Annotated in this window: 21 protein-coding genes, 1 tRNA gene and 1 pseudogene; 8 read left to right on the forward strand and 15 right to left on the reverse strand. The window is 50.8% G+C overall.

Going from position 1 to position 21,700, the window contains the following annotated elements; translation table 11 throughout:
* Positions 1–19: 19 nt before the first annotated feature.
* Both DPRO_RS03330 and DPRO_RS03335 read right to left on the reverse strand, forming a co-directional pair.
* Positions 20–1,003 (reverse strand): glycosyltransferase family 4 protein, encoded by a 984-nt coding sequence (locus DPRO_RS03330; RefSeq protein WP_097010781.1) that lies wholly within the window; start codon positions 1,001–1,003, stop codon positions 20–22.
* Positions 1,003–2,133: a glycosyltransferase family 4 protein gene (locus DPRO_RS03335; RefSeq protein WP_097010782.1), complete on the reverse strand. Its 1,131-nt coding sequence runs from the start codon at positions 2,131–2,133 to the stop codon at positions 1,003–1,005. Before DPRO_RS03335 ends, DPRO_RS03330 begins: the two co-directional genes overlap by 1 nt.
* 106 nt (positions 2,134–2,239) lie before the next feature.
* Between DPRO_RS03335 and DPRO_RS03340 the strand changes: the two genes are divergently transcribed.
* A complete protein-coding gene (locus DPRO_RS03340) occupies positions 2,240–2,833 on the forward strand; it encodes a phosphatase PAP2 family protein (RefSeq protein ID WP_097010783.1) in 594 nt (197 codons plus the stop codon).
* Here the strand turns inward: DPRO_RS03340 and DPRO_RS03345 are convergent.
* Both DPRO_RS03345 and DPRO_RS03355 read right to left on the reverse strand, forming a co-directional pair.
* Positions 2,830–3,546, reverse strand: a complete 717-nt coding sequence (locus DPRO_RS03345) for a TVP38/TMEM64 family protein (protein WP_097010784.1) — start codon at positions 3,544–3,546, stop codon at positions 2,830–2,832. The two genes, DPRO_RS03340 and DPRO_RS03345, sit on opposite strands and share 4 nt — an antisense overlap.
* 256 nt (positions 3,547–3,802) lie before the next feature.
* Positions 3,803–4,525, reverse strand: a complete 723-nt coding sequence (locus DPRO_RS03355) for a glycosyltransferase family 2 protein (protein ID WP_097010786.1) — start codon at positions 4,523–4,525, stop codon at positions 3,803–3,805.
* Between the two features lie 161 nt (positions 4,526–4,686).
* On the opposite strand from DPRO_RS03355, the gene DPRO_RS03360 reads away from it, so the two are divergent.
* Positions 4,687–4,762: transfer RNA gene (locus DPRO_RS03360), tRNA-Met, on the forward strand.
* 167 nt (positions 4,763–4,929) lie between these two features.
* A complete protein-coding gene (locus tag DPRO_RS03365; protein ID WP_097010787.1) occupies positions 4,930–5,484 on the forward strand; it encodes a hypothetical protein in 555 nt (184 codons plus the stop codon).
* A gap of 75 nt (positions 5,485–5,559) precedes the next feature.
* On the opposite strand, the gene DPRO_RS03370 is transcribed toward DPRO_RS03365, so the two are convergent.
* The 7 genes and pseudogenes from DPRO_RS03370 to DPRO_RS03395 all read right to left on the reverse strand — a co-directional run bounded on the left by DPRO_RS03370 (position 5,560) and on the right by DPRO_RS03395 (position 11,667).
* Positions 5,560–6,549, reverse strand: a complete 990-nt coding sequence (locus tag DPRO_RS03370) for a hypothetical protein (protein WP_097010788.1) — start codon at positions 6,547–6,549, stop codon at positions 5,560–5,562.
* Positions 6,550–6,606: 57 nt separating this feature from the next.
* Positions 6,607–7,257: an IS1595 family transposase gene (locus tag DPRO_RS03375; protein WP_097012874.1), complete on the reverse strand. Its 651-nt coding sequence runs from the start codon at positions 7,255–7,257 to the stop codon at positions 6,607–6,609.
* A 24-nt stretch (positions 7,258–7,281) separates the two neighbouring features.
* A complete protein-coding gene (locus DPRO_RS03380) occupies positions 7,282–7,590 on the reverse strand; it encodes a hypothetical protein (protein ID WP_097010789.1) in 309 nt (102 codons plus the stop codon).
* A gap of 224 nt (positions 7,591–7,814) precedes the next feature.
* The gene (locus tag DPRO_RS03385; RefSeq protein WP_097010253.1) at positions 7,815–8,882 is read right to left on the reverse strand and encodes an IS5 family transposase; all 1,068 of its coding nucleotides are present in this window, start codon (positions 8,880–8,882) and stop codon (positions 7,815–7,817) included.
* Positions 8,883–8,896: 14 nt separating this feature from the next.
* The gene (locus DPRO_RS03390) at positions 8,897–10,312 is read right to left on the reverse strand and encodes a hypothetical protein (RefSeq protein ID WP_157917354.1); all 1,416 of its coding nucleotides are present in this window, start codon (positions 10,310–10,312) and stop codon (positions 8,897–8,899) included.
* Between the two features lie 37 nt (positions 10,313–10,349).
* Positions 10,350–10,445 (reverse strand): annotated as a pseudogene (locus DPRO_RS20445) (IS1595 family transposase); the annotation flags it as partial.
* Between the two features lie 59 nt (positions 10,446–10,504).
* Positions 10,505–11,667 (reverse strand): IS3 family transposase gene (locus tag DPRO_RS03395; protein WP_097010279.1). Its coding sequence is split into 2 segments (ribosomal slippage): positions 10,505–11,392 and positions 11,395–11,667, totalling 1,161 coding nucleotides; the frame shifts between segments, so codons are not numbered across the junction.
* A gap of 890 nt (positions 11,668–12,557) precedes the next feature.
* Between DPRO_RS03395 and DPRO_RS19905 the strand changes: the two genes are divergently transcribed.
* From DPRO_RS19905 to DPRO_RS03415, 4 genes are read left to right on the forward strand one after another with little or no spacing between them, the layout of a single operon-like run.
* Positions 12,558–13,217, forward strand: a complete 660-nt coding sequence (locus tag DPRO_RS19905; protein ID WP_157917355.1) for a DUF1998 domain-containing protein — start codon at positions 12,558–12,560, stop codon at positions 13,215–13,217.
* A 15-nt stretch (positions 13,218–13,232) separates the two neighbouring features.
* Positions 13,233–14,399 (forward strand): PD-(D/E)XK nuclease family protein, encoded by a 1,167-nt coding sequence (locus DPRO_RS03405; protein ID WP_097010792.1) that lies wholly within the window; start codon positions 13,233–13,235, stop codon positions 14,397–14,399.
* Between the two features lie 8 nt (positions 14,400–14,407).
* Complete coding sequence (locus DPRO_RS20705) at positions 14,408–14,842, forward strand: very short patch repair endonuclease (RefSeq protein ID WP_097010793.1); 435 nt, start codon at positions 14,408–14,410, stop codon at positions 14,840–14,842.
* A gap of 36 nt (positions 14,843–14,878) precedes the next feature.
* Positions 14,879–15,583 (forward strand): hypothetical protein, encoded by a 705-nt coding sequence (locus tag DPRO_RS03415; RefSeq protein ID WP_097010794.1) that lies wholly within the window; start codon positions 14,879–14,881, stop codon positions 15,581–15,583.
* Between the two features lie 575 nt (positions 15,584–16,158).
* Here the strand turns inward: DPRO_RS03415 and DPRO_RS03420 are convergent.
* From DPRO_RS03420 to DPRO_RS03435, 4 genes are all read right to left on the reverse strand, one after another.
* A complete protein-coding gene (locus tag DPRO_RS03420) occupies positions 16,159–16,725 on the reverse strand; it encodes a diheme cytochrome c (RefSeq protein WP_097013629.1) in 567 nt (188 codons plus the stop codon).
* Positions 16,726–16,792: 67 nt separating this feature from the next.
* Positions 16,793–17,296, reverse strand: a complete 504-nt coding sequence (locus tag DPRO_RS03425; protein ID WP_232005693.1) for a hypothetical protein — start codon at positions 17,294–17,296, stop codon at positions 16,793–16,795.
* Positions 17,297–17,537: 241 nt separating this feature from the next.
* Positions 17,538–17,930 carry a hypothetical protein gene (locus DPRO_RS03430; RefSeq protein WP_097010796.1) on the reverse strand — a complete coding sequence of 131 codons (393 nt, stop codon included), beginning with the start codon at positions 17,928–17,930 and terminating at the stop codon, positions 17,538–17,540.
* A 61-nt stretch (positions 17,931–17,991) separates the two neighbouring features.
* Entirely contained in the window at positions 17,992–20,610 is a 2,619-nt protein-coding gene (locus tag DPRO_RS03435; protein ID WP_232005694.1) for a cation-translocating P-type ATPase, read from the reverse strand.
* A 131-nt stretch (positions 20,611–20,741) separates the two neighbouring features.
* Between DPRO_RS03435 and DPRO_RS03440 the strand changes: the two genes are divergently transcribed.
* Positions 20,742–21,389, forward strand: a complete 648-nt coding sequence (locus DPRO_RS03440) for a TetR/AcrR family transcriptional regulator (protein ID WP_162291140.1) — start codon at positions 20,742–20,744, stop codon at positions 21,387–21,389.
* Positions 21,390–21,700 lie beyond the last annotated feature (311 nt).

The raw sequence follows: 21,700 nt of genomic DNA on the forward strand, positions 1-21,700 counted from the left end.
GGGTTGAGCAATGGTCTCTCTACACCCCGAGCACACGCCGCAGTTGCGGGGCAATAATATCGAGAGCGTGGTGTTCAACCATTTTCTTTCGGGCCTGTTCGCCCATACGACGGCGCAGATCGGGCTGGTCAGCGAGAACCTTGACATACTTTGCCCAATCCCCTTCATCCCGCACAAGATATCCATCGACACCATGATCGATCATTTCGGCATGAACGCCTACATCGGATGCAATCACAGGCAGCCCGAGGGACATGAGCTTCAGAGCCTCGATACCATTTCCGACCTGTCCGTTGTTATCTGATGGAACCGGCACGAGGCCGATATCCATGGCCTGGAGATGGCTGACTTCACGCCCCGGAGTCCACGACGTCCACATGGCGTATTCACGGGCTGGACCGGCATACGGCTCTTTTGACAGAATCGAGAACTGCACACTTCCAGTCAGCGGCGTCAGCGTTCCCATTACCTGCTCGGCATAGGATTGATTGTCACAATTACCGCACCAGCCCACCAGTGTCGGTCCGCCGTTCTTGCCACCATTCCCCGGAACAAAATGCTCCACATCGATTGGGGTTGTGACGACGTGCACCTGATCCTGGTATTTGGCAGCTTCTTCGGCCAATGCCTTGTTGTCTACAACACAAACATCCGCCCCCTGGCACATCCGCTGAAAACCGCGCTCCAATCGATTCCGCGACGCCATGATCCCCTGACCGGCAGCCGGAAGCGCCCAGACAGCATCAGCACAGTCGAATACCAGCTTCCTGCTCAATCGACGTACTATGCCAAGTTCGTAGGAAGACAATAGCTCACGATGCACGACCACCACATCTGCATGCGGCAGTCGGCTGAAGAAAGAATACCGCGCATACAGGCCTTGCGGCATTTCTTTCCAGAATGCATCAATCCCCTTCTCGGACCAATAGCGGACGAGGGGCGAAACGCGATACCGCGCCTGAGAGCGACGTGTCCCGTGCGGGACCAGAAACATGACCTTCATTATTTCGAAACCATTGATTCAATAATTGAAATGAATGGGTCTATACCCGAAGGAACGTCGGAAGGCCACTGAAATTCGACGGGGCGCTCCTCCTTCTCCATTTTGCGAAGCAGTGCTGTCATTGCAGGAACATCTGCGGGGTCTGGAAAGACATGAGAATCGGGCAGGAAATATGCACTTCCATTGCGGGCACTCGAAGCCACCCGACAGCCACATGCCAACGCTTCAAGCACGGCATTGGAACAGGCATCATAGAACGTGGCAAGGATGAAAATATCTATCCGACGATAAAACGACGCCATGTCATCGACCTTGCCCAGGAAACGGACGCGATCTTCGACACCCAGCTTCTGCGCGAGCCGGATATACTTATCCGGGCGTCGACCTCCGGCAATGTGAAGCTCGAAGTGTTCGGGCAAGTCCGCCAATGCAGTAATCAACTGCCGCACTCCCTTGAGAGCGAAATTGGTGGCGGCTGTACCTATGACGACACGCCCCTGCTCAATTCCGGCCTGCTGACGCAAGGCGGCTCGCTCCTCATCCGTGGGCTGAGAGAATTTGGACAGGTCCGGGCGATTATAAATGACTTCGATGGACTCCGGCGTCCGATAGGGATGCGCCTGTAAAATGAGATCGCGCACAAAATGCGACACGGCCACCACTTTTTTGGTACGCCGCATACGCAGATTGTCCAGCTTATGCATCACCCAGTTGGTAGGATTGAGCCGCCGCCGCAGCATCTTGAATGAACGTGCTGCTCCTGCGGGCCATGCCTGCTTGGACAACTGCCAGAAGACGGAAATCGGCCCGCCCCCGATGCGTAAAATATCCTGATCGGGCGAGTTGGCCATGCCGAACACCAGATCATATCCACCCTGCTTCTGCTTCCGGGCGCACATGAAAGTGAACCATAGAAGCTTGATCAGCCGAGTACCGCCGAACCGGCCAACCACCACCGGATTGACCCCTTCGGGCGCATTGCCTTCGCACCGCCCACAAATAAAATCGACTTCATGACCGCGCTGGGCCAGCGCTGCGGACAGACGCCAGGCAAAGGACTCTGCCCCGCCATACTGACTCAGGCGTGGCATGGTCACGGCTATGCGCGATGTGTGTGTCGGTTTCGTCATAGGGGTACCTTTTGAATGAATTTCGTGATTTTGACAAGGCGGAGATATTGCGGACCGATTCAAAGAAGGCTATTGATTTCCCGAGTTTTTCACAACAAGGAGTATCATGATTTTCCAGACACCGGCTCTCGACCACACTTTGTTGGTTCTCATCAATCAGAAACTGCGTGCGCTGCCGCTTGATATATTCATGCCCATCATTTCGTCACAGAGTGTTCTGTTCGGCGTCGGGGCATTGCTCCTCTTGTTGACCTGGTACTTCAAGGGAAGACGTCAGGCTTTACTCTTTCTCATCCTGGTGCTGGGACTCGGCGTAACCGATGCCACCAGCAATCACATCAAGAAAAGCGTCAAGCGCGTCCGCCCTCTCAACGCAATCCCCCTGACCCATTTTCAGGAAGACGGCGAATGGCGTCAGCGGCCTGCAGACTTTGTACAGACCAAGGAAGCGGGATCATCCTATCCTTCCGCTCACAGCGCCAATACCATGTGCCTGGCTATTCTTACCATGTTCCTGTGGCCGGGCCTGAAAAAGTGGCCGCTTCTGTTGCCGCTTGTGGTCGGCTACTCTCGTGTGTATCTCGGCAAACACTATCCAACGGATGTGCTGGCCGGCTGGCTTTATGGCGTTGTCACAGGCGTCGCGGTCTGGCTGCTGTGGCGTTACGGACTGAGCCGACTCATGCGGTGTGACCGCTAATCATCGTCCTCGATAACCAAGCCCGCCTCGCGGGCTTCTTTTCTGTAGCTACGATAAACAGCGATTCCGATCCATATTGAAACGGCAAATAGAACGATGCCCATACTGACCGAAAGAGCCACTCCCACGGTGGATTCTTTTTTCATGCCTGCGCCAAACAAGGCGAAAATGAAGTTCTGAGGCGTATATCCAATGGTGGAACCGAGGATGAACGGGACGAGTGGAATGGAGCTGATCCCGGCTGCAAGGTTGGTCAACGCATTGCTCCCCAGTGGGAAAAATCGAATAGCCAGCGCGGTCCTGAACGGGCGATACCGAAGAAATCCGTCAAGGCGTTGAATCCTGTGACCGAGCTTTCGGGCTACGAGTTCGCGACCGCCCCAGCGGGCATAGCAGGATGCCAACGCGCATCCCAAGCCAGACCCAAGAGTTGACAGGACCGTTCCCCACACGATGCCAAAAGCGAAACCACCGAGAAAGCCAACAAGCTGACGAGGCAGCCCGACTGCGGTAAACAGCGCACCGACGCCCAGAAAAATAAACACTGACAGCGGACCTTCGCCAAGGACATGGTCGTTGAACCATTGGGTATTCTTGAGCATATCCCCAATGCCGAACATCCGTGCAAGGTATACGGCAAGGCCGAGACCGGCCAGCATGACCAGTCCCTTGGCAACGGCCCGCATGCCAAGCTTGTTATCTCTATCATTCATTATCTTGTTCCAATCGCTGCGTTCGATAATACACTACGAGCAGACAGCCCTGTCCCAGAAAAAAAACGGGATCACGCTGAACAACGGCGTACACCAGCCCAAGTATGGCTGACAGATACAACACGACTGCCGCACTCGGCGAGAGGGGTTGTACCTCTTTCCGCTGTAGACGTACAATGGTAATTCGAACGAAAAAAGCCCCCTGGAGACAAATCAAGAGGGCTAGAAGCCACCAATAGGCGGGAAATTGCATGCGCTATTTTTTCTCTTTCACGGCATAATCAATGTGCCGATCGATGAGCCAACGCACACCTATAAGGTCATATATGCCAGCGAGAGCACGATCAAGCGTACCGTATTTGGAAACACCTGCGGATCTCTCACGGTGGTTGACCTTCACTTCCTTGATCTGTGCTCCGATCTTGAGCATCAGAATAGGGAAATAGCGGTGCATGTTTTTAAATCGTGGCAATTTCAGCAACATTTCCGTGCGCATGACCTTGAGTGAACACCCGGTATCATGGACACCGTCATCGACGATGGCATCGCGGATGGAATTGGCCAGCTTGGATGAAACACGCTTGATAAACGTATCCTTGCGCTTGGCACGCCAGCCGATGACCATGTCACAGTCATCACCGAGCATATCCAGCATCTTCGGAATATCAGCCGGATCGTTTTGCAGATCCGCATCCATGGTTACGACAATGCCGCTCTGGGCAGCGTCGAACCCTGCGCAAAAGGCGGCGGACTGCCCCCGGTTCTCGGCAAAAGCAACATATCGCACTTCATCATGCGATCCAGCCAGACTACGTATAATAGGAAGGCTGCCGTCGGTGGAACAATCATCCACGAATACGGCTTCCCATTCCCTGCCAGTGGAATCTGCGGCTTTCTTGACCTGAGAGAAGAGCTCCTCAAGGTTGTCCTGCTCATTGAAAACCGGCAGCACCACGGAAAATTTTTCTTTCTTATTCATATCGAGGATGCATTACGGAATTTGATGCCCGTTGTAAACCACTGCAACCGCCCCGAACGAAAATGCACTGAAAAATTATCAATAAAAAACTAATTTCAACTTTTTCCAGAAAAGTGATTGACAAAAATCATGGGTCCACATAGAACGTCTTTCTCAGGTGACGCGGGGTGGAGCAGTTGGTAGCTCGTCGGGCTCATAACCCGAAGGTCATAGGTTCAAGTCCTATCCCCGCTACCAAGAAAATCAAAGGCTTACAGATTAACTCTGTAAGCCTTTTTTTTTGGATACTCACCGGATACTCACGAGAATCAATTTCGTTCTTATGTTCCACCGAATGGTATTAGATGATATAGGATGCTTACCAATGAGACTTTCTGAAACATATAACATCTCAAAGGAACACAATGTCTAAGAAGTCGTTCAAACCAAATCCTGGAAGGTCTTCAAAATTCTTCAAACCAATCCCACTATCTTCTAACCTCTTAGTCCCGTTTTATTGGGCTATCCCATTAGCTGCATGTGTAGCTGCAATCTTCAGTTTCACTTTTCATAAATATTCTCCGCTTCTCTATGGCTCCATCTTCACATTCGAATTTGTCATTTTCTATCCGCTGGCGCTGGCGATAACCACAGAGCGTATGTACGGAGCTAAGCACCGTTTTCTATGCGCCTTGCTCATAAGTGAAATATCCAAAGGGTCTAAATTCATTGAGCCACTCTACTCTCTAATCGAATACATATACCCTCGCTTAGGCAAGCACGTTTTCGAAGAAGAGATTGCAGCTTATTGTGATGCTCGAAATGAATACCAAGAGTATACCGAACAAGGGAAATATGGACTCATGCTCCAAAACACTGACGCCATCGACAAATTCTTTCAGGAAGGCACCTCATATCACACTAAGAGAAGATACTTCATCACCTTTACCGGAGACAGCCAAGACTACATACGGAGGTAAAGATAATTCTCATTTATATTAATCTTGTTAACAAAAAGGACCGGATATCCGGTCCTTTTTGTTAACAACTTTCCTTTAATCAAGTGCAAACTCAAAAAAGTGTTCACTATCAAACATTTTAGTCCTGATGATGAGTCTTTTTCCCTTACCAAACGATACGTCATTTCTCCGGTCTTTCTCAAAAACCATTGCGAATTTAAGAGATTGTTCGGGAGCTAATTTCATATGAGACCCTGGATGCTCCAATTTCCCACGCAACTTCTGCTTAATTGGCTTTAAATCCAAACCACTTTGATTCTCGTACCTACTATTTCCAAGACCAGTAATGGTGACAGGGCTATTCTTTTTCATATTTGTAGCCATCATATTGAATATCAACATATTACCTTCCCTTTCACGCCCTAGAAGCACCAAAGCTAAGTCTGAATGCTCTTTTTTAATTTTAGACTCATTCCTACCATGCAATAACACATCAGGATAACTGATTGAAATTTCTGAGCCATTGCAATACCCTACCACTTTAAGAGATTGAAGAGACATAGCCTGTTCTTTTGACGGCAATATGAACCTAGCTTTTATTGTCCTCACCTCATTGCTAGAGAGAATAATTTTCGATCCAGGATGCTTGAGTTCATTAGAAATCCATACTTTTTGAATATTAGACTTTTCCCCTCCTTGCGACACAATTGCAGTCTCTCCCTTAAAAGAAAAAACCGCATCCTTATCATTAGTATTCACAAGCTTAAAGTCACATGTAACAACATCCCCTGACCTTCTGCTTTCTGCAAGCGCAAACTCGATTCCTTCTTTTCGAATTACCCTTGCACCTGGAGCAGATTTTTCCAGACTAATTTCATGATTCATATAATGAATATTTAAGCCACTCTCAGCTCTTATTTTATCTATGTAATAGGAAGGCTCATTAGCATCCTTATCGAAATATGAAGCTACTATAAAGTGCGTCATAGCATCTCCATATTGTTGTTGTGAGTATGCTACTTCCCCCATGGCTATATGCTTTTCATATTCTTTCTCAAGAGCTTCTGAAGCTTCTTTTAATCTCATGTGAACTGCCGCCTTGGCTTCATTTTTAAGAAAATCAGAAGGGGCTGTACCAGATAACTAGCCCATATGTCTTCTAACCCACTGTTTCAGTTGTTTAAACTGGCTTCGCGGATTGCTGTTATTAAAACGCCACTCGCATTCCTTTAAAAACAGAGAAAAATGCTTGGTTGGAATGCCGTTGAATTTCCTCATATGGCGTTTGGCCTGGTTCCAAAAATTCTCGATTCCATTGATGTGGTTGTGGCTATCTGCAAACAGCTTCGAGTGGTTGATTCGGAAGTGTTTGAACGCTGACACATCAAGGACATTGTAGCCATACCAGCAGTCCGAGTAAACCACACTGTCTGGCTGGATTCTTTCCTGAATAATGGGAAGCAAGGTTTTACCTTTCGCATCAGGAATCACCTGTGTATAGACCTTCCCGCCCCTTTTAAGGATTCCAAAAACAGGAACCTTACCAGCCGCCCCACGTCCTCTTTTGCCCTTTCGCTTGCCACCGAAGTAGCTCTCATCGACCTCAAATTCGCCAAAATCCATCCCTTCACAGGACTCTTCTACCGCTATGATTTCCCGGAGCCGGTGAAAGTAATAGGCGGCTGTTTTGACGTTCACACCAACCAGATCGGCAGCGCAACGAGCTGTCGTGCCAGCCACAAAATGTTCGATTAAACGAAGCTGCTTGTCCTTGCTCAAACGACTTTTTCGCATTGCCATACCGATAACCCAAAGGAGTTATCTGGTACAGCCCCAATCAGAATACAATTCTAAACTCTTCGTTGCGGCCCTTGGAACCCCACTTGCATCAAACATTTTATTAAATTTCAAAATCTCTTGGGTCTGCTTGCTATTCTCTTTCCGCAGTAACGCCATTTGTTCTCTTGACTCCGCCTTATCAATTTGAGCCTGACGATCTCTTTTCTTATTATCTTCATATGATTTATAATATGTAGATGCGGCAAAGACTAATCCTATTACACCTACAAGAAACCCACCAATACCTATCGCTAAGTGAACCCTTTTGCTTTCAGCCAAATCACGCATAGACTTCCTCTTTTCCTCTCAAGATTAATATTTGCGAGTATATACACATGATCAAAAGGACTGTCACTATTACTAGAAGAGACCTCTGCGCATCCCCTTTTCGCGTCCGTGCCTTGCGCTCCGCACCCAATTTGATGTTCTGACCGCACCCCAGCTTGGGCTCATTCCCGGCCTTTTCCTGCCATTTCTGGCCGAAATGCCGGATTTTGGACGCACCTCTCCCTTCAGGCTCGCGCCAGTCGAACAGCTTTTTTCAAATTGAACGCCATGGCGAGGATGTGGAACTCTCCCTCCACCTTCTCACGACCCACGTATCGGGACCGAAAGAATGCGTAGCCACGTTTGAGTGTGCCGAAGGCCCGCTCGACTATTTGCCGAATGCTGCTGATGTCACGGTTGCGGGTCTTTTCGAAGTCTGTCAGCCTGCCGCCACGAGGCGTCTTGTCCATGGTTCCGTCCTCCAAATCGCGATCAAACAGAATGTCCCGGTTCTTCCCGCTGCAATAGCCCTTGTCCGCATAAACCCGTGCGCCGGGATCAAGGCCGACGCCATTCACGAGCCGCTCGAATTCGCCCGTGTCCGAATGGTTCGCGGGAGTGATGTGACCACAGAGCAGAAACCCGTCTCGACTGTCCGTCGCGGCATGGAGCTTGTAGCCGTAATAGGCCCGATTTCTCTTGCGGAGCCAGGCCGCCTCCTCGTCATCCGAATAGCTGACCCGGCAGTCCACCGGCCCATCCTGTTCTTCGGCGTCCTCGGAACGGTCCTCAGGCATCACGTCGATAACCTTGCGCGGCCGCCGCTGCGACTCGACTACCGAGGCGTCCACCACGGCTCCCTCACGGACAAGAAGCCCTTGTCCTTCAAGCTGGCGGTTAAGCATGTCGAGCAAGGAGTCCAGCACCTTCAGGCGGATCAAACCGTTACGGAAACGGCATATGGTGGTCTCGTCCGGCACGTCGTCCTCGATGGAAAAACCGGTAAATCTGACAAAGGAGAGCCGGTCGAGCAGCGCCTGCTCCACGCCCGGATCACTCAGGTTGTACCAACGCTGCAAGAGCAGAATCTTGAACATCGCCAGAGGCGGATAGGCGGGATTGCCCACGGCGTTGGCCTTGCGCCTGATCTTCTTGCACAGAAAGGCGTTGATGGGCTGCCAGTCGATGAGTTCGTTGATCTCATCCAGAAATGTGGTCTTGGTTCTGCGGTGCCCCAGGAAGTAATCACCCAACCGAGGTCCTTTCTGCCGAATAGCCATGCCTTCCTCCTTTGGATGGAGAAATAATAGCATAATAAATCAAATAGTTAAAGAGTAAAAGTGTGGGATTTGCCGTGCAGAGGTCTCGATTCTTGTAAATACGAGCTCATTAAAGCAGCATTCCAACAAACAACATTTCTTGCAATTACATCTTCAATAACAGTTTGTGCACTTTCAATTTCATCATGTACAATTGCCAAATTCAAAAACCTGCATTCATAATCAGGTGTGAGCTGCTTAATCAAAGACTTGTACATTTTTTTAGACTTCATATAATTCATTTTGCACATTTGCAAATAGGCATAGTTAATCTTGGAGACAATATGTGCATCATTGCAGTCTTTAAAAACAACTTCAGCCTTCTCTAACCCTCCTGCATTCATCACACAAAAACCATAATTATTATAATCATCAATATCATGGTATGTTTTTCCACCTCGTCTCCGCATTGTCATCATTAATATTTTTTGCAACAATACAGCACAACGATCAAATTCTCGCGCTTTGGCAAATTGCTCAACAGCTTCATAATCATCATCTCTAAAGACTATTAGAATAGGAACTAATGATGTAATTGGTATCCAATCAATTTTTACATACAGAACTTCAACCAAATACTTATCGAATTGATTTGTAATATGATCAGTAAAGTCATTTACCAATTCAGCAACACACGTGCCATCATGCTCGCCCTTAACAGGACACATTATTGAAACATACCGTCTTTTACCCTTAACACTTATGTCTGCAACAACCGAATAATACCCTGTATACCCTAGTGCGTAAGCTGCATGAGCGGCAAACTCCAAATTGTATCTATTTGAAATATCGATAATTTTTTTCTTATTGTCTTCTGAAATCTTCTTGTCAGGATCTATCCTCGATAACTCTTTCACATCTTTATGCAGATCAAGCTCAGGCTGATCTGGTGTTATTTTATGCAAAGAGCTAAACACTCCATCAACCGATTTTAGATCAATTTCTACCTTTTGCGGAAGTAGCTCATCATAAAGCAAATGCCCAAACTTACGAGCGAGGAGATCTTCAAATTTTAATCCATCATTCTCTACTAGAGAATTACCAGTTATTTTTTCAAAAACATAAAGAACATACAAACGATCTAACGCGTCACCAATAAATGCATATTCAACACCAGCCAACTGCGCAGGAGAAAACCTTCTTAAATCATCAAATCCCCCGGAGAAACCAATAAATTTAAACAAAGACAACTTAAAAACATCCTCTAGTACATCAAGAAAATCTTGTTTTACATTTTCTAAGACACTATCAGAAAGAGGATTAAATGCATTTTTATGCATTAAAACTGATCTCAATGCCATGCCTTGGTATTCATAGACTTGTGCAAAACTCATTAGATCTTCATAAGTACTTGACTCCAAAGCTGCCTTTATCATTTTGCTGTTATCAGAATTATTTGAGTAATAATCCATAACTTTTTCCATGACACTACTGTTTAGAACAAGGGGCTGTACCAGATAACTAGCCCATATGTCTTCTAACCCACTGTTTCAGTTGTTTAAACTGGCTTCGCGGATTGCTGTTATTAAAACGCCACTCGCATTCCTTTAAAAACAGAAGTGGCCTCGGTTCTTCGGACCACTGAGCGACGATTTTAAGGTGGACACGTTTACGAGCTACGCCGCTCTTTCGTTCCAGGCCAGAGGGGGTACCCCCTCTGGCCTGGAACGGTTCTGATATATCTCCATCGGCTTCTTGCCGTCAAAAGCAAAATGCGGACGTCGATTGTTGTAGAAATCGAACCACCAAGCCAAGGCTTGCCGCAGTTCGCTTCCGGTTCCCATCTCACGCAGGTAAGCACATTCATATTTCAACGAACGCCACAGACGCTCGATCATCACATTATCCATCCATCGGCCTCGACCGTCCATGGAGATACGAATTCCAGCCTCTCTGAGCGTCCGTGTGAACTCGTAGCTGGTGAACTGTGATCCCTGGTCGGTGTTGAAGATTTCCGGCACCCCATAACGATTCAGGGCTTCTTCCAAGGCAGACACGCAGAAATCAGCATCCATCGTGTTTGAGAGCCTCCACGACAGGACGGCCCGACTGTGCCAGTCCATGACCGCCACAAGGTATAAGAAGCCGCGTGTCATGGGGATATACGTGATGTCGGCACACCAAACCTGATTGGGCTTCGTAATCGCCTTGTGCCGCAGCAAATACGGATACGTCTTATGTTGCGGATGCGGATGGCTTGTCTTTGGCTTTTGGTAAATCGCCATCAGGCCCATTTTACGCATCAGACGTCGTACCCGTTCACGACCGACCCTTTGCCCTTCGTCTCGTAGGGTATTACGCATCTGTCTGGAACCGAAAAACGGCAGCTCCATAAACAACTCATCGATTCGGCGCATAAGGGCCAGGTTGGCCGGAGATTCGCCGATCGGTTCGTAGTAGTACGTCGATCGGTACAGCTTGAGAATTCGGCATTGCCGCCGGATACTGAGCTCGGGGTGAGTCTTGTCGACCACCTCTCGCCTTCGCTCACAGCTCAAATTTTGGCGAAGGCTTGTTGCAAAAAATCCTTCTCCACCGTGAGCTGGCCAATCTTGGCGTGAAGCTCCTTGATCTGGGCCCCGTTATCCTGACGGCCGACGGCCTTGCCTGAAAAGGACGCCACGATCCCTTCCTTGGCCTGCTTCTTCCACTGGGAAACCTGATTGGGGTGTACGCCGTACTTGCTGGCGAGTTCCGACAGGGTGTGTTCCCCGGACAGGGCATCCAGGGCGACTCGGGCTTTGAATTCCGCGCTGAAACGTTTTCTCGTCTTGGACATGAATTGCCTCCTTCGGGCAGTTTATGTCCACCTTATCGAGTGGTCCAGTTTTCCGAGGCCACTTCTTTCCGATGTTCGGCTTCCCGACGCGGACGCGGTTCCTATACCATAAGCGGCCGCTTCGCTGGCCTCCTCAATACGGGATCATCGACCGGGAGCTCGACATTGCCATAAGTCAGTTCGCTCCAGGCGCGCAGTCGATCAAGGACGACAAGCTTCATACAGCCGTCGGAGTAGTTGAATTCGTCCCAGAGGCGGGCAACGCCGTCGAAGGGCCAAATCCTCTTGGCGAGTCGGAGACGGTTGGAGTATGCCGTCGATGCCAGGCTTTGGTCCCGCAGCCAATGCCGATGGGAACGTGTCCATTCTGCTCGGCGGCGCAGGGATCGGACGGCTATCGACTGGCGGAATTAACCGAACCTCCTGGGTTCAGCACTTGGTGGTGGATTTCCGACCGAGCCGAGTTCCGGGGAGGCTTTGAGTTTACGCCCAGGGCCTTGAGGGCCCGCATGGGAGCCGGACTGAACAACTACAGACCTCACGGGAACTTCAGCATCGATGCAGGTTCGGCCAGAATCTACCGCATCAACGACAACGATGGAAACGACTTTGAATTCCGAAAGCTGGATCACCGACACTTCTGGATGGTTGAGGAGGCGTTCGACAGCGCTCTTCGAGATCTCCCTGCCGCCGAGCAACGTCGAATTCAACGACCCTCGTTTGATTCAGCGACGCCCCCAGTTCGGCGCGCCCTCGCCGCTATATCCAATACGGACGTCATGGCGGCGGGGATCAACGTTGTTCCGGTTGGGCTCTGCCTGAATCCGTCGAAGCCAGAGGCGAAAGCTGCGTGGTACTCATTCGGATTCCTCGTCCGGCGGGCCGCCGCAGTGAGTCTTGACGTAAACGAGTCGGAACTCGACCTCGGCATCCAACCCATTCCCGATTTTTCTACGCCGTTCGCGCCTCCAACCGCCAGAATTTTCATCTCCGACAGCCTGGAGAACGGAGCCGGATACAGCACGTTCCTCGGAGATCCTAACCGCTTCGAAGAACTCCTTCGGTTTGTGCTGGGGCAGGCGCGTCCGTCCTGGACCCGGAGCACCCCGCCCGATTCATTCCATAGCCCGCTTGTTACGCCGCCGCACAGCCACGACTGCGTCAGCTCCTGCCACCGGTGCCTTCGGGAATTCGGGAATATGGCCTACCATCCCATACTCGACTGGAGGCTGGGGCTTGATATGGCACGGCTGGCTCTCGACCCCGGCGCCCACATCGACCTAACCGAGAGCTACTGGTTCGATCTGGTCGCCCGCATTGCCCCACCTTATTTCGGGGGCCTCAGCCTGCAGGCAAGGACATTCGACACGCTGTCAGGAGGGGTCGACGCCTTCAACAACGAAGCATTCATTCTGATCCATCCCCTCTGGGACACGGATGCGGCCAACTTCCGCCCGGAGGTGGCTGCCGCTGTTGCAGACGCACAAGGCCAAGGGTTCAGAGTGACGCTGCGCTCTGTGTTTCATGCCGTCCGCTTCCCGTATGAATAAGGAGTCGATTAAGGCATGTTTGCTCCAGAGCCTCCAGACCTAGTTCAACTCGCCCGCATAACACCGAGCATTTACGAAGCCGGCCTTACTTGTCTGGCCAAGGCTGCATGGTACGCTCTTGGCGGGCACGGGGTGCTTCCCGACAATCCTGCGGCGATTCTCGGGACATCCTTTCATGAAGTTGTCGCAGCAGCGCACCGCGGTACGTTGATGGCAGCAAACCACTCCGACCGCACTCCTGCAAGACAACTCTTTGATGAGACAGTCCGAACATTACACAAAAAAGCCCATCCGCTTGTTAAACTGAAGTTCCCCATACCTGAACGCCTGCCATATTATAATCTCCATCGTGAACGGACTTCAATCATTGCAGCGCATATAGCCGTTTCTCGGTTGTCAACCGGATCACCCGTTGAAACGTTAAGGGCATCGACCTCGCCAGTGCGGACCGAATCACGGTTGTGCTCTAAGGATGGATTAATCGTTGGTCGCGCCGATCATATCGACGGCAAATCGGAAAGCGTCGTTGACTATAAATCAGGATATGTAGTTGGAGCAGATGCCGATGCCGTTTCTGATTCAGAAGCTCGTCAGCTTCGCCTGTATGCTTATCTCGCCGGTGAAAATGGCATTTATGTATCCAAAGGGATTGTCGTTCGCGGTAGCGGTCAGCGTTGTGAACTTCCAATCTCGCCGGCGGAAGCCGAAGCAGAAGCAAACAGCGCCAGAACGCAACTTCAAACCATTAATGCCGCGGTCAATAATGGAGCCGTCTTCAGCGATCTTGCTTCGCCTTCACCCCAGAGCTGCAAGTCATGCGTATGCATCCCATTCTGCACCTCGTTCTGGGCTTCAGTGAAGCCTGAATGGTCCCCTGGCTGCGGTTCACATGTTGAAGGCAATGTAATAGATGCAGAGAGTCGACTGATTCAGGGCGTCTCGCTCACGACATTAAGTCTCGCGGTACGCTCTGGCACTATAGCTGGGCAAAATGCATCTGTTGAGCAGATACCAAGTGATTGGATGAAGATAGAGGACGATCTGCCATGTTCTGGGGATGTCGTTCGGGTTGTTCACGGTCGGGAACTAGAGATGAATGGAAACACGGCTGTGGTTCGAATCGACAAAGCAATGACTGCTGTCTGGCGTCTGCGTGTAGACACCAGCCGCGGTGATGAATAAGTGACAACATGGTAGACAACCTCACGCCGAAGCAACGGAGCTACACGATGTCGCGAATCCGGAGTAAAGATACAACTCCGGAGTTGAAGATTCGCAGGCTTTCACATGCACGGGGTCTGCGGTTTCGGAAACATAAGGATGGACTTGCTGGACGACCAGACTTGGTATTTTCAAGCGCAAGAGTTGCAGTGTTCGTTGATGGCGATTTTTGGCATGGCTGGCGGTTCCCCCAATGGAAGGATAAACTCGGCAAATATTGGAGGCAGAAGATAGAAGGAAACCGCCGCAGGGATCAGCGGAATTTCAAGAAGCTGCGAAGAGAGGGCTGGCTTGTCCTCCGTATTTGGGAGCATGAAGTAAAGAAAAATGCTGAGGCTTGTGTGGACCGCATTGAGGCGGCTGTCCGAGCCAGGGCGAGCGAATCAGCAAGAGACAGGCAATGAACCGGGGGTCTTTAAAATAGCAAATCAGGGCGACTTATGGACCCAAGACACCTATTCATCGATGAACGTCACACCGGAATGTGCGTCTACTGTGGCACTCGTCCCGACACGCGTGATCACGTTCCGTCGAAGGTGTTATTGGATGAACCCTACCCTCCGGAGTTACCGGTCGTCGGTGCCTGCGAAAAGTGCAACGCTTCGTTCTCGCTGGATGAGCAATATCTGGCTTGCTTCTTGGATTGTGTCATCCGCGGCGGCGCAGAGGCCTCTGATCTTCATCGTCCCAACGTTAAACGGATTCTGGAAGGTAATCCGGCGCTGCAATGGAGGATAGAGGGGGCTCGGAAAAGAGATGAGGCGGGCAACTTGATATGGGAACCGGAGGCCGGTCGGGTTCGGAACGTGGTCCTGAAGCTCGCGAGAGGGCACGCCGCATATGAGCTGTATCCAAAACTGGAGGAACCGACCGTAGTCAGTTTTGCGCCCATGCAGATATTGAGTGACGGGGAAATATCGGCGTTCGAGCAGCTTGCCGACGGCAAGCTCGACTTGTGGCCGGAAATCGGCAGCCGTGCATTCCTTAGGGCATTCGGTAAGTCTCCCGACCGACTCCCGCTTTCCGGGGACTGGATCGTAGTTCAACCTGATCGTTATCGATATGCGGTGGCTGAGACAGGGGGTGTTATTGTGCGGATGGTCCTGAGCGAATACCTGGCTTGCGAGGTCGTATGGGAGATGTGAAATTCCACCCCGGAAACCGCGTTCGTTGATGGCTGTCGGAAATCGGGAATCTTGTAGGCATAGAAGCGGAAATCATAATCAACGCCGCTTCCGGTCCGCCGGGAACGGCCTGCTCTTTGATAACTCGTTGAATATCGAAGGCTTACGAATCAAAGGCCGGATGGAGAACGGTTATGAAGAGGGTTGCACACGGGGAGCCAAAAAACAATCCGCCGAATCCGGCGGTTCTTATTTAACGACGAGACCCCGTGGGGTGATCCCCTCGGGGTCTCGTCGTTTCTGGCGTGCCCACGCCGACTTACGCCCGCCCGCACATTTACCCTGATTCTCCGTTTCGAAGCCCGAAGTCCGGGGGCCGGGTGCAACCCTGGGGGTTGCGGGCGCTCACCGAAAATGTCCTTTCCGAATTCTCCCGTTCTCCGTTTTTCGACCCGCCTTGTTTAACAGCCCGGTTGCATCCGGGCACCCGTTTCGACCATTCGAATTCACTGTTGTAACCATCTGCTGAAACTATCTTTTTCGCCCCATCCTGTTGCTGCTTCCTATGATATAGTTTGAAGGATATCCAGCTTTCCTTATTTGGGAATGGAGACGTTTTCATCATCATAAACGCCATTTTCCCCAGTTCGATGGCAGGCGATACAATTCGACAATGAACCCACAGACTTTCTTTGGACTGTCTGCGGCGTAATTTCATGATGCTCCTTGCGAATACAAGGAATGTCAGTGATTCGCAGCGGTGTCATACCTCCCAGGCAACTCATTATTTTTTTGGCCAGTTTGGCAGATGATTTGTCTGCGGCATTTGATGCCAGATAACCACTAATTTCAAGCCTTGCGCCCTCATCGAGGTCTACCGCCTCTCCGAAATGATCATCGGTGCCGTCAAGAATTTGTTTCCACGAACCGGCTGGCAATAATTCCGGTTGATAGGCAAAATGGCAGGCACCGCATTGCTCAGCATAAGTGGCGTTGCTGACCGGTTTCAAGTGGCTGTCTATACTATGATTGTTTTCACCGCGTTTGCGTTCGCGCCGTTGATGTCCTTTATTGTCATCATCTGCACTAATTTCCGGTGCAAAGACAACCAAAAGCAATAACAGCGATACCCACCACATGATTCTGTTGCGTAAAATATTCATGATCTTCTCCTTTCCGGCCAACCGGTTATTGAAAGAGATGCCTTCCATCCACCTTTGTAAATCAAGGTTAATCGACAATCAGATGTCCGATCGTCAAAACCAGAATCATAACAATAAAAACAACAGGTTGCGTATGTATCTGATAAGCAAGCTTGCGAAAGGATTTGGGACACAACTTGAATTTTATGAAAAAACCCAAAGCGATAACGGTTACCATAACAATCAATCCAAGTTCAGGCAGGGCTGACGACTTGCATCGCGAAGAAAGCCAGTGCCATAGGACAATGCCAAGAATTGAAAGATTGAGATAATAATGCAGCCACATGAGGGCCTTTTTCTGCATCCGGTTAATATTCGCCAGTGTCTTCTTTAATTCGGCACCTATAGGCGCAAATCGATTCATCCCCTTTATCAGAAGGCTCAAAGCTACGGGCAGGTTCGCCACAAGCAGAAGCCATGCAGCCATCTGGCCGGCGGTTTCATTGCCCTCATTGTCGGTTTCCAAGAATGGGATACTATGCTGGTCCTCCCTCTCGAAATGCCTTTCAAAACCGTGTTCATTATCGGCCATGACGACGTCCGAAAACAAGGCACCGAATCCTGCGATGCAGATGACTATCAATGATACCATTATAGTTTTATGTTTGTGCATTCTTTCCCCTATTCAAATAAATAGTCGGGCGCGGATTTGGATGTTTGGCAAAATTTCGCTCCAGCCCTTCTATCTAAGCCATTTTGGACACAACACCATGGATTATGACTAACTTTAATCAATCGAGTGGCTAAACAAATCAGAATCCACATGGAGACGCCTACTTCGCTCCACCCGTTAATTGCAGCAGTCGGTCGATCACTCCCTGAAGCCCGCTTTTGCTAATAAAATCGATGGCATGACCTATCAGCGGCACTATGATGATGAGGGCAAGCACGATGATTGCTAAAATCACTATGCCAGCCGTGATCAGAATCTTCTTGTTGGCAAGCAGACGGGGCACAAGATGCGAAAGATTAAGCAAATCATCGTTGTGATGGTTGTATTGGTGATCACCGTGCTTGCGCCATTGGTCACTATCATTGTGATGGTCATGGTAGAAGGGAGCATGCCGGTTTTCTCCATGCCCATAGTGCCCGTGATTATTTTTATCATCGTGAGATCCGTGTTCGCGTCTGCGGTGGTTACGGTTGAAAAGGTCCTCTAAGTCCATTATCGACTCCTTTATTTTCCCCATCGGGGAGATATGCAGTTTGATATCATGTTCATCAAGGTCAATTTCGCGCCTCCTGGCGTCGTATTCCGAGTTTCAGTAATTCGAACCAAAGAACGCAGACCAATCCGGCCCCCAAGCTGAAGACAACATCCATTGGGTGAAGCGGTGCAAAGTCAAAAAGTCGTTGTACAAAAGGTACGGAAAGAATAATCGCCAGGAAGGCGCAGGCACCTGTTACTACCCATTTTAAGGCAGTATTGGGAACACAGAGCATCGCAAATGCGGACTTGGTCCACGAGCGGTTGACGAGAATGATGACAATGAAAGCCACAACCAGGGTTGCAAAAGTCAGCGCCCGTGCGGCTTCTGACGAATGGCCGGATCGAGATAGCAGGAACACACCCAGGCAGGCTGCAAGAACACTTAGTCCTTGCAACACGGCAACACCGATGGTCCGCATTGAAAAAAGCCGTTCATCCGGACTCCTGGGGGGGCGCTGCATCACATTGGCCTCGGCATGCTCTGCCTCGAAGATCAGGGAACAGGCCGGGTCTATTATCAACTCCAGGAATACGATGTGCACTGGCAGCAGGAGCAGCGGCCAGTCAGCAAAAAAAACCGGGATCATCGACAACCCCGCGATTGGTACGTGTACTGCCAGAATAAAGGCGATGGCCTTCTTAATGTTGTCGAAAATGCGCCGCCCGAGACGCACAGCGGCAACTATGGACGAAAAATCATCATCCAAGAGCACTATCGATGAGGACTCACGGGCCACGTCCGTTCCGCGACCGCCCATGGCAATGCCGATATGGGCTGCTTTCAGCGCAGGGGCATCATTGACCCCGTCGCCGGTCATGGCGACGACCTCCCGGTTTGCTTTCAGCGCGTTAACGATACGCAGCTTCTGTTCTGGAACGACACGGGCGAAAATCTGCACTTGATCTATTTGCCCAACTAAATCCTCGTCAGACATCCGGTCGAGTTCTGCTCCGGAGATCACCGTATCGCAATTCGAAAGTCCTGCTTGGCGGGCGATACTTTGGGCGGTGGCGGGATAGTCACCGGTGATCATTACCACCCGAACACCGGCGGCCCGGCATTCAGCGACAGCGGCTGGCACAGTCGTTCGCAGCGGGTCCTCGAAGGCAAGCAGGCCGATCAACTCCAGCGAAAGGTCGTGATGCGCCTCAGGCAGAATTTCCTGGCTGGTGACACCTCGTGCAACACCCAGAACGCGAAGTCCCTGAGAAGAAAGGGTGTCCACCCATCGAGAGAGCGCTTGCTGATGCTCCGGGCTCAGATGACAGAGATCCGCAATAGCTTCGGGAGCACCCTTGGCCGCCACCACCACTTCGTCGCCGTCTCCAGTGCACCAGGCATGGCTTACAGCCAGCAGGCCAGGGGTCAACGGGTATTCGCGAGCCAGCGACCAGCCCGGATGCAGGTGCTCCGTGTCTTTGATCAAACGATCGCCAGCCTCGTGCAGCGCACGCTCCATGGGATCGAAGGGATCGCGTTTGCTGGCCAGGATAGCGTTTTCCAGCAGGCCGTGAAATTCCTCGGGCAGGCCATCGCGATGGGCCGTCAAATCGACAAGGTTTCCGGAGACAGCAAGATTGCGCAAGGTCATCCGGTTTTGGGTCAGCGTTCCGGTCTTGTCGACGCATAAAACGGTAGCCGCCCCCAGCGTCTCTACTGCGGGCATTCGCCGGGTCAGTACCTGGCTGCGCGAGATCCGCCAGGCACCCAAGGCTAAGAACACGGTCAGGACAACAGGAAACTCTTCGGGCAGGGTGGCCATGGCCATGGCAATGCCGGCGAGCAAGCCTTGTTTCCAGACATCGGCGCCACCACCACGGGTGATCGCAAAGACGACAACCACCAGTGCACAGGCCATGAGCCCCACGATGGCGAAAGTACGAACCAGCCTTCTGGTCTCTTTCTGCAAAAGTGTTGGCTCCGGATCGACGCGTTCCAGTGCCTTGCCGATTTTTCCAAGTTCTGAGCCAGCTCCGGTGGCAATGATTTCAGCAACCCCCTGGCCGGCGGTAACCAGAGTTCCGGAGAATACAGATGGTAGGTCATCGCCTCCCGGCCTGTCTAAATGTTGGGCTAATTCCGAGGCAGTTTTTCGTACTGGAATGGATTCACCAGTCAACAGCGATTCATCCGTCGAAAGATTGATGCTTCGCCGCAATAGGCCATCCGCAGGCACACGATCACCTTCACTTAGGACGATCAAGTCACCTCTGACCACTTCCCGTCCGGCGATCCGCCGGTGCACACCATCGCGTATGACCAAAGCGCGGGGGCTTGACAAATCACGCAATGCTTCAAGGGCATGTTCAGTACGTCTTTCCTGAATAACGGTGATAGACATAACCACGAATACGAAACTTAGCAGCATCAGCGCATCAGCAGGCTCACCCATGAAAAGATATAAGCTTCCCGCGGCAACGAGCATAAGGAACATTGGCTCCCTAGCAACCTCAAGGCCAATGGTCAACATACTGCGTTTCTTCTTCGACGGGAGTTCGTTCGGCCCCTCCTTCTCAAATCGACCTCGGGCTTCTTCCTCACTGAGTCCGGATAGCCCCCCTAAAGAAAGAACAGTCGTTGAGACGCGTGGCCTTTGAAGTGAGTAATTATTCATATTATTAAATGAAATAGTCATAACAATTCCTTGCATCGCGTTAATTGAATGTCATATCTTAATGTCCTCAAACAATTTTTTTTGATATTGACATTTGCTTCAAATATGAATAATAATTCAGATTATGTCAACTCGCATTTAGGGTGTGGAATGTGGCAGCTCAAAAGCAACGTTTAAATCCCCGAAAACAGCCGGTTCAGCGTCGTTCCAAGGCTACGGTGGATGCTATTCTCGTAGCAGCTGCTCAGGTTTTCGAGGCTCACGGCTATGCGGCCGGCACAACCAATCGTATCGCTGAACGAGCAGGAGTGTCCATTGGAACGTTGTATCAGTATTTTCCCAGTAAGGAGGCAATCGCTGCAGCGCTGTTCGAGCGGCATATTGTCGATACCAACCATCGACTGCACGAATGGGTCGGACATATGGTTGTTGAGCAGCATAGCCTAATCGAGGCCCTTCACGACTATGTAACGGGGATGCTGGAGATGCACTCCCGGCAGCCACGCTTGCAGCATATCTTACTCGAGGAGACTCCACTACCCGAACGAGTCCACCAGGCATTGCTCGAAGCTGAACGACAAGCCGCCAAAACGGTGGCAGGTCTTTTTCGCTTATATCCCGACGTTCGGCAAAGCGGCTTGGAGCATACTTGCTTTGTTGTTGTACAATGTGTCGAGAGTCTAACCCATCGTTTTGCGGCCCATCCCGATGATCAATTCATTCCTCGGGATACATTCGTGGATGAAATGGTTATTATGCTGATGGCATACTTGACTTGTGAGCCACGCTTGAAGACATGAAATAATTGGGGTCCGTGCACAACCCTGTGGGTTACAGGCGCTCACCGAAAATGTCCTTTCCGAATTCTCCCGTTCTCCGTTTTTCGACCCGCCTTGTTTAACAGCCCCGTTGCATTCTTGCACCCTCTTCGACATTTCGAACTCCCCTCCGGTAGGTATCTGCCGAAAGCCGGACCAGTGGGTCCGGCGCAAGCGGATTACCAGACAGCGGAAACAGCCGTGAGATCGGAGACCGTTGTGGGTGCCGACGACATCGCCTTCAGGCGGTGTCGAACGGGCTCCAACGGCCTTCTCGATGACCGGCCTATCCA

This window comes from Pseudodesulfovibrio profundus, from assembly GCF_900217235.1.
GTDB lineage: Bacteria > Desulfobacterota > Desulfovibrionia > Desulfovibrionales > Desulfovibrionaceae > Pseudodesulfovibrio > Pseudodesulfovibrio profundus.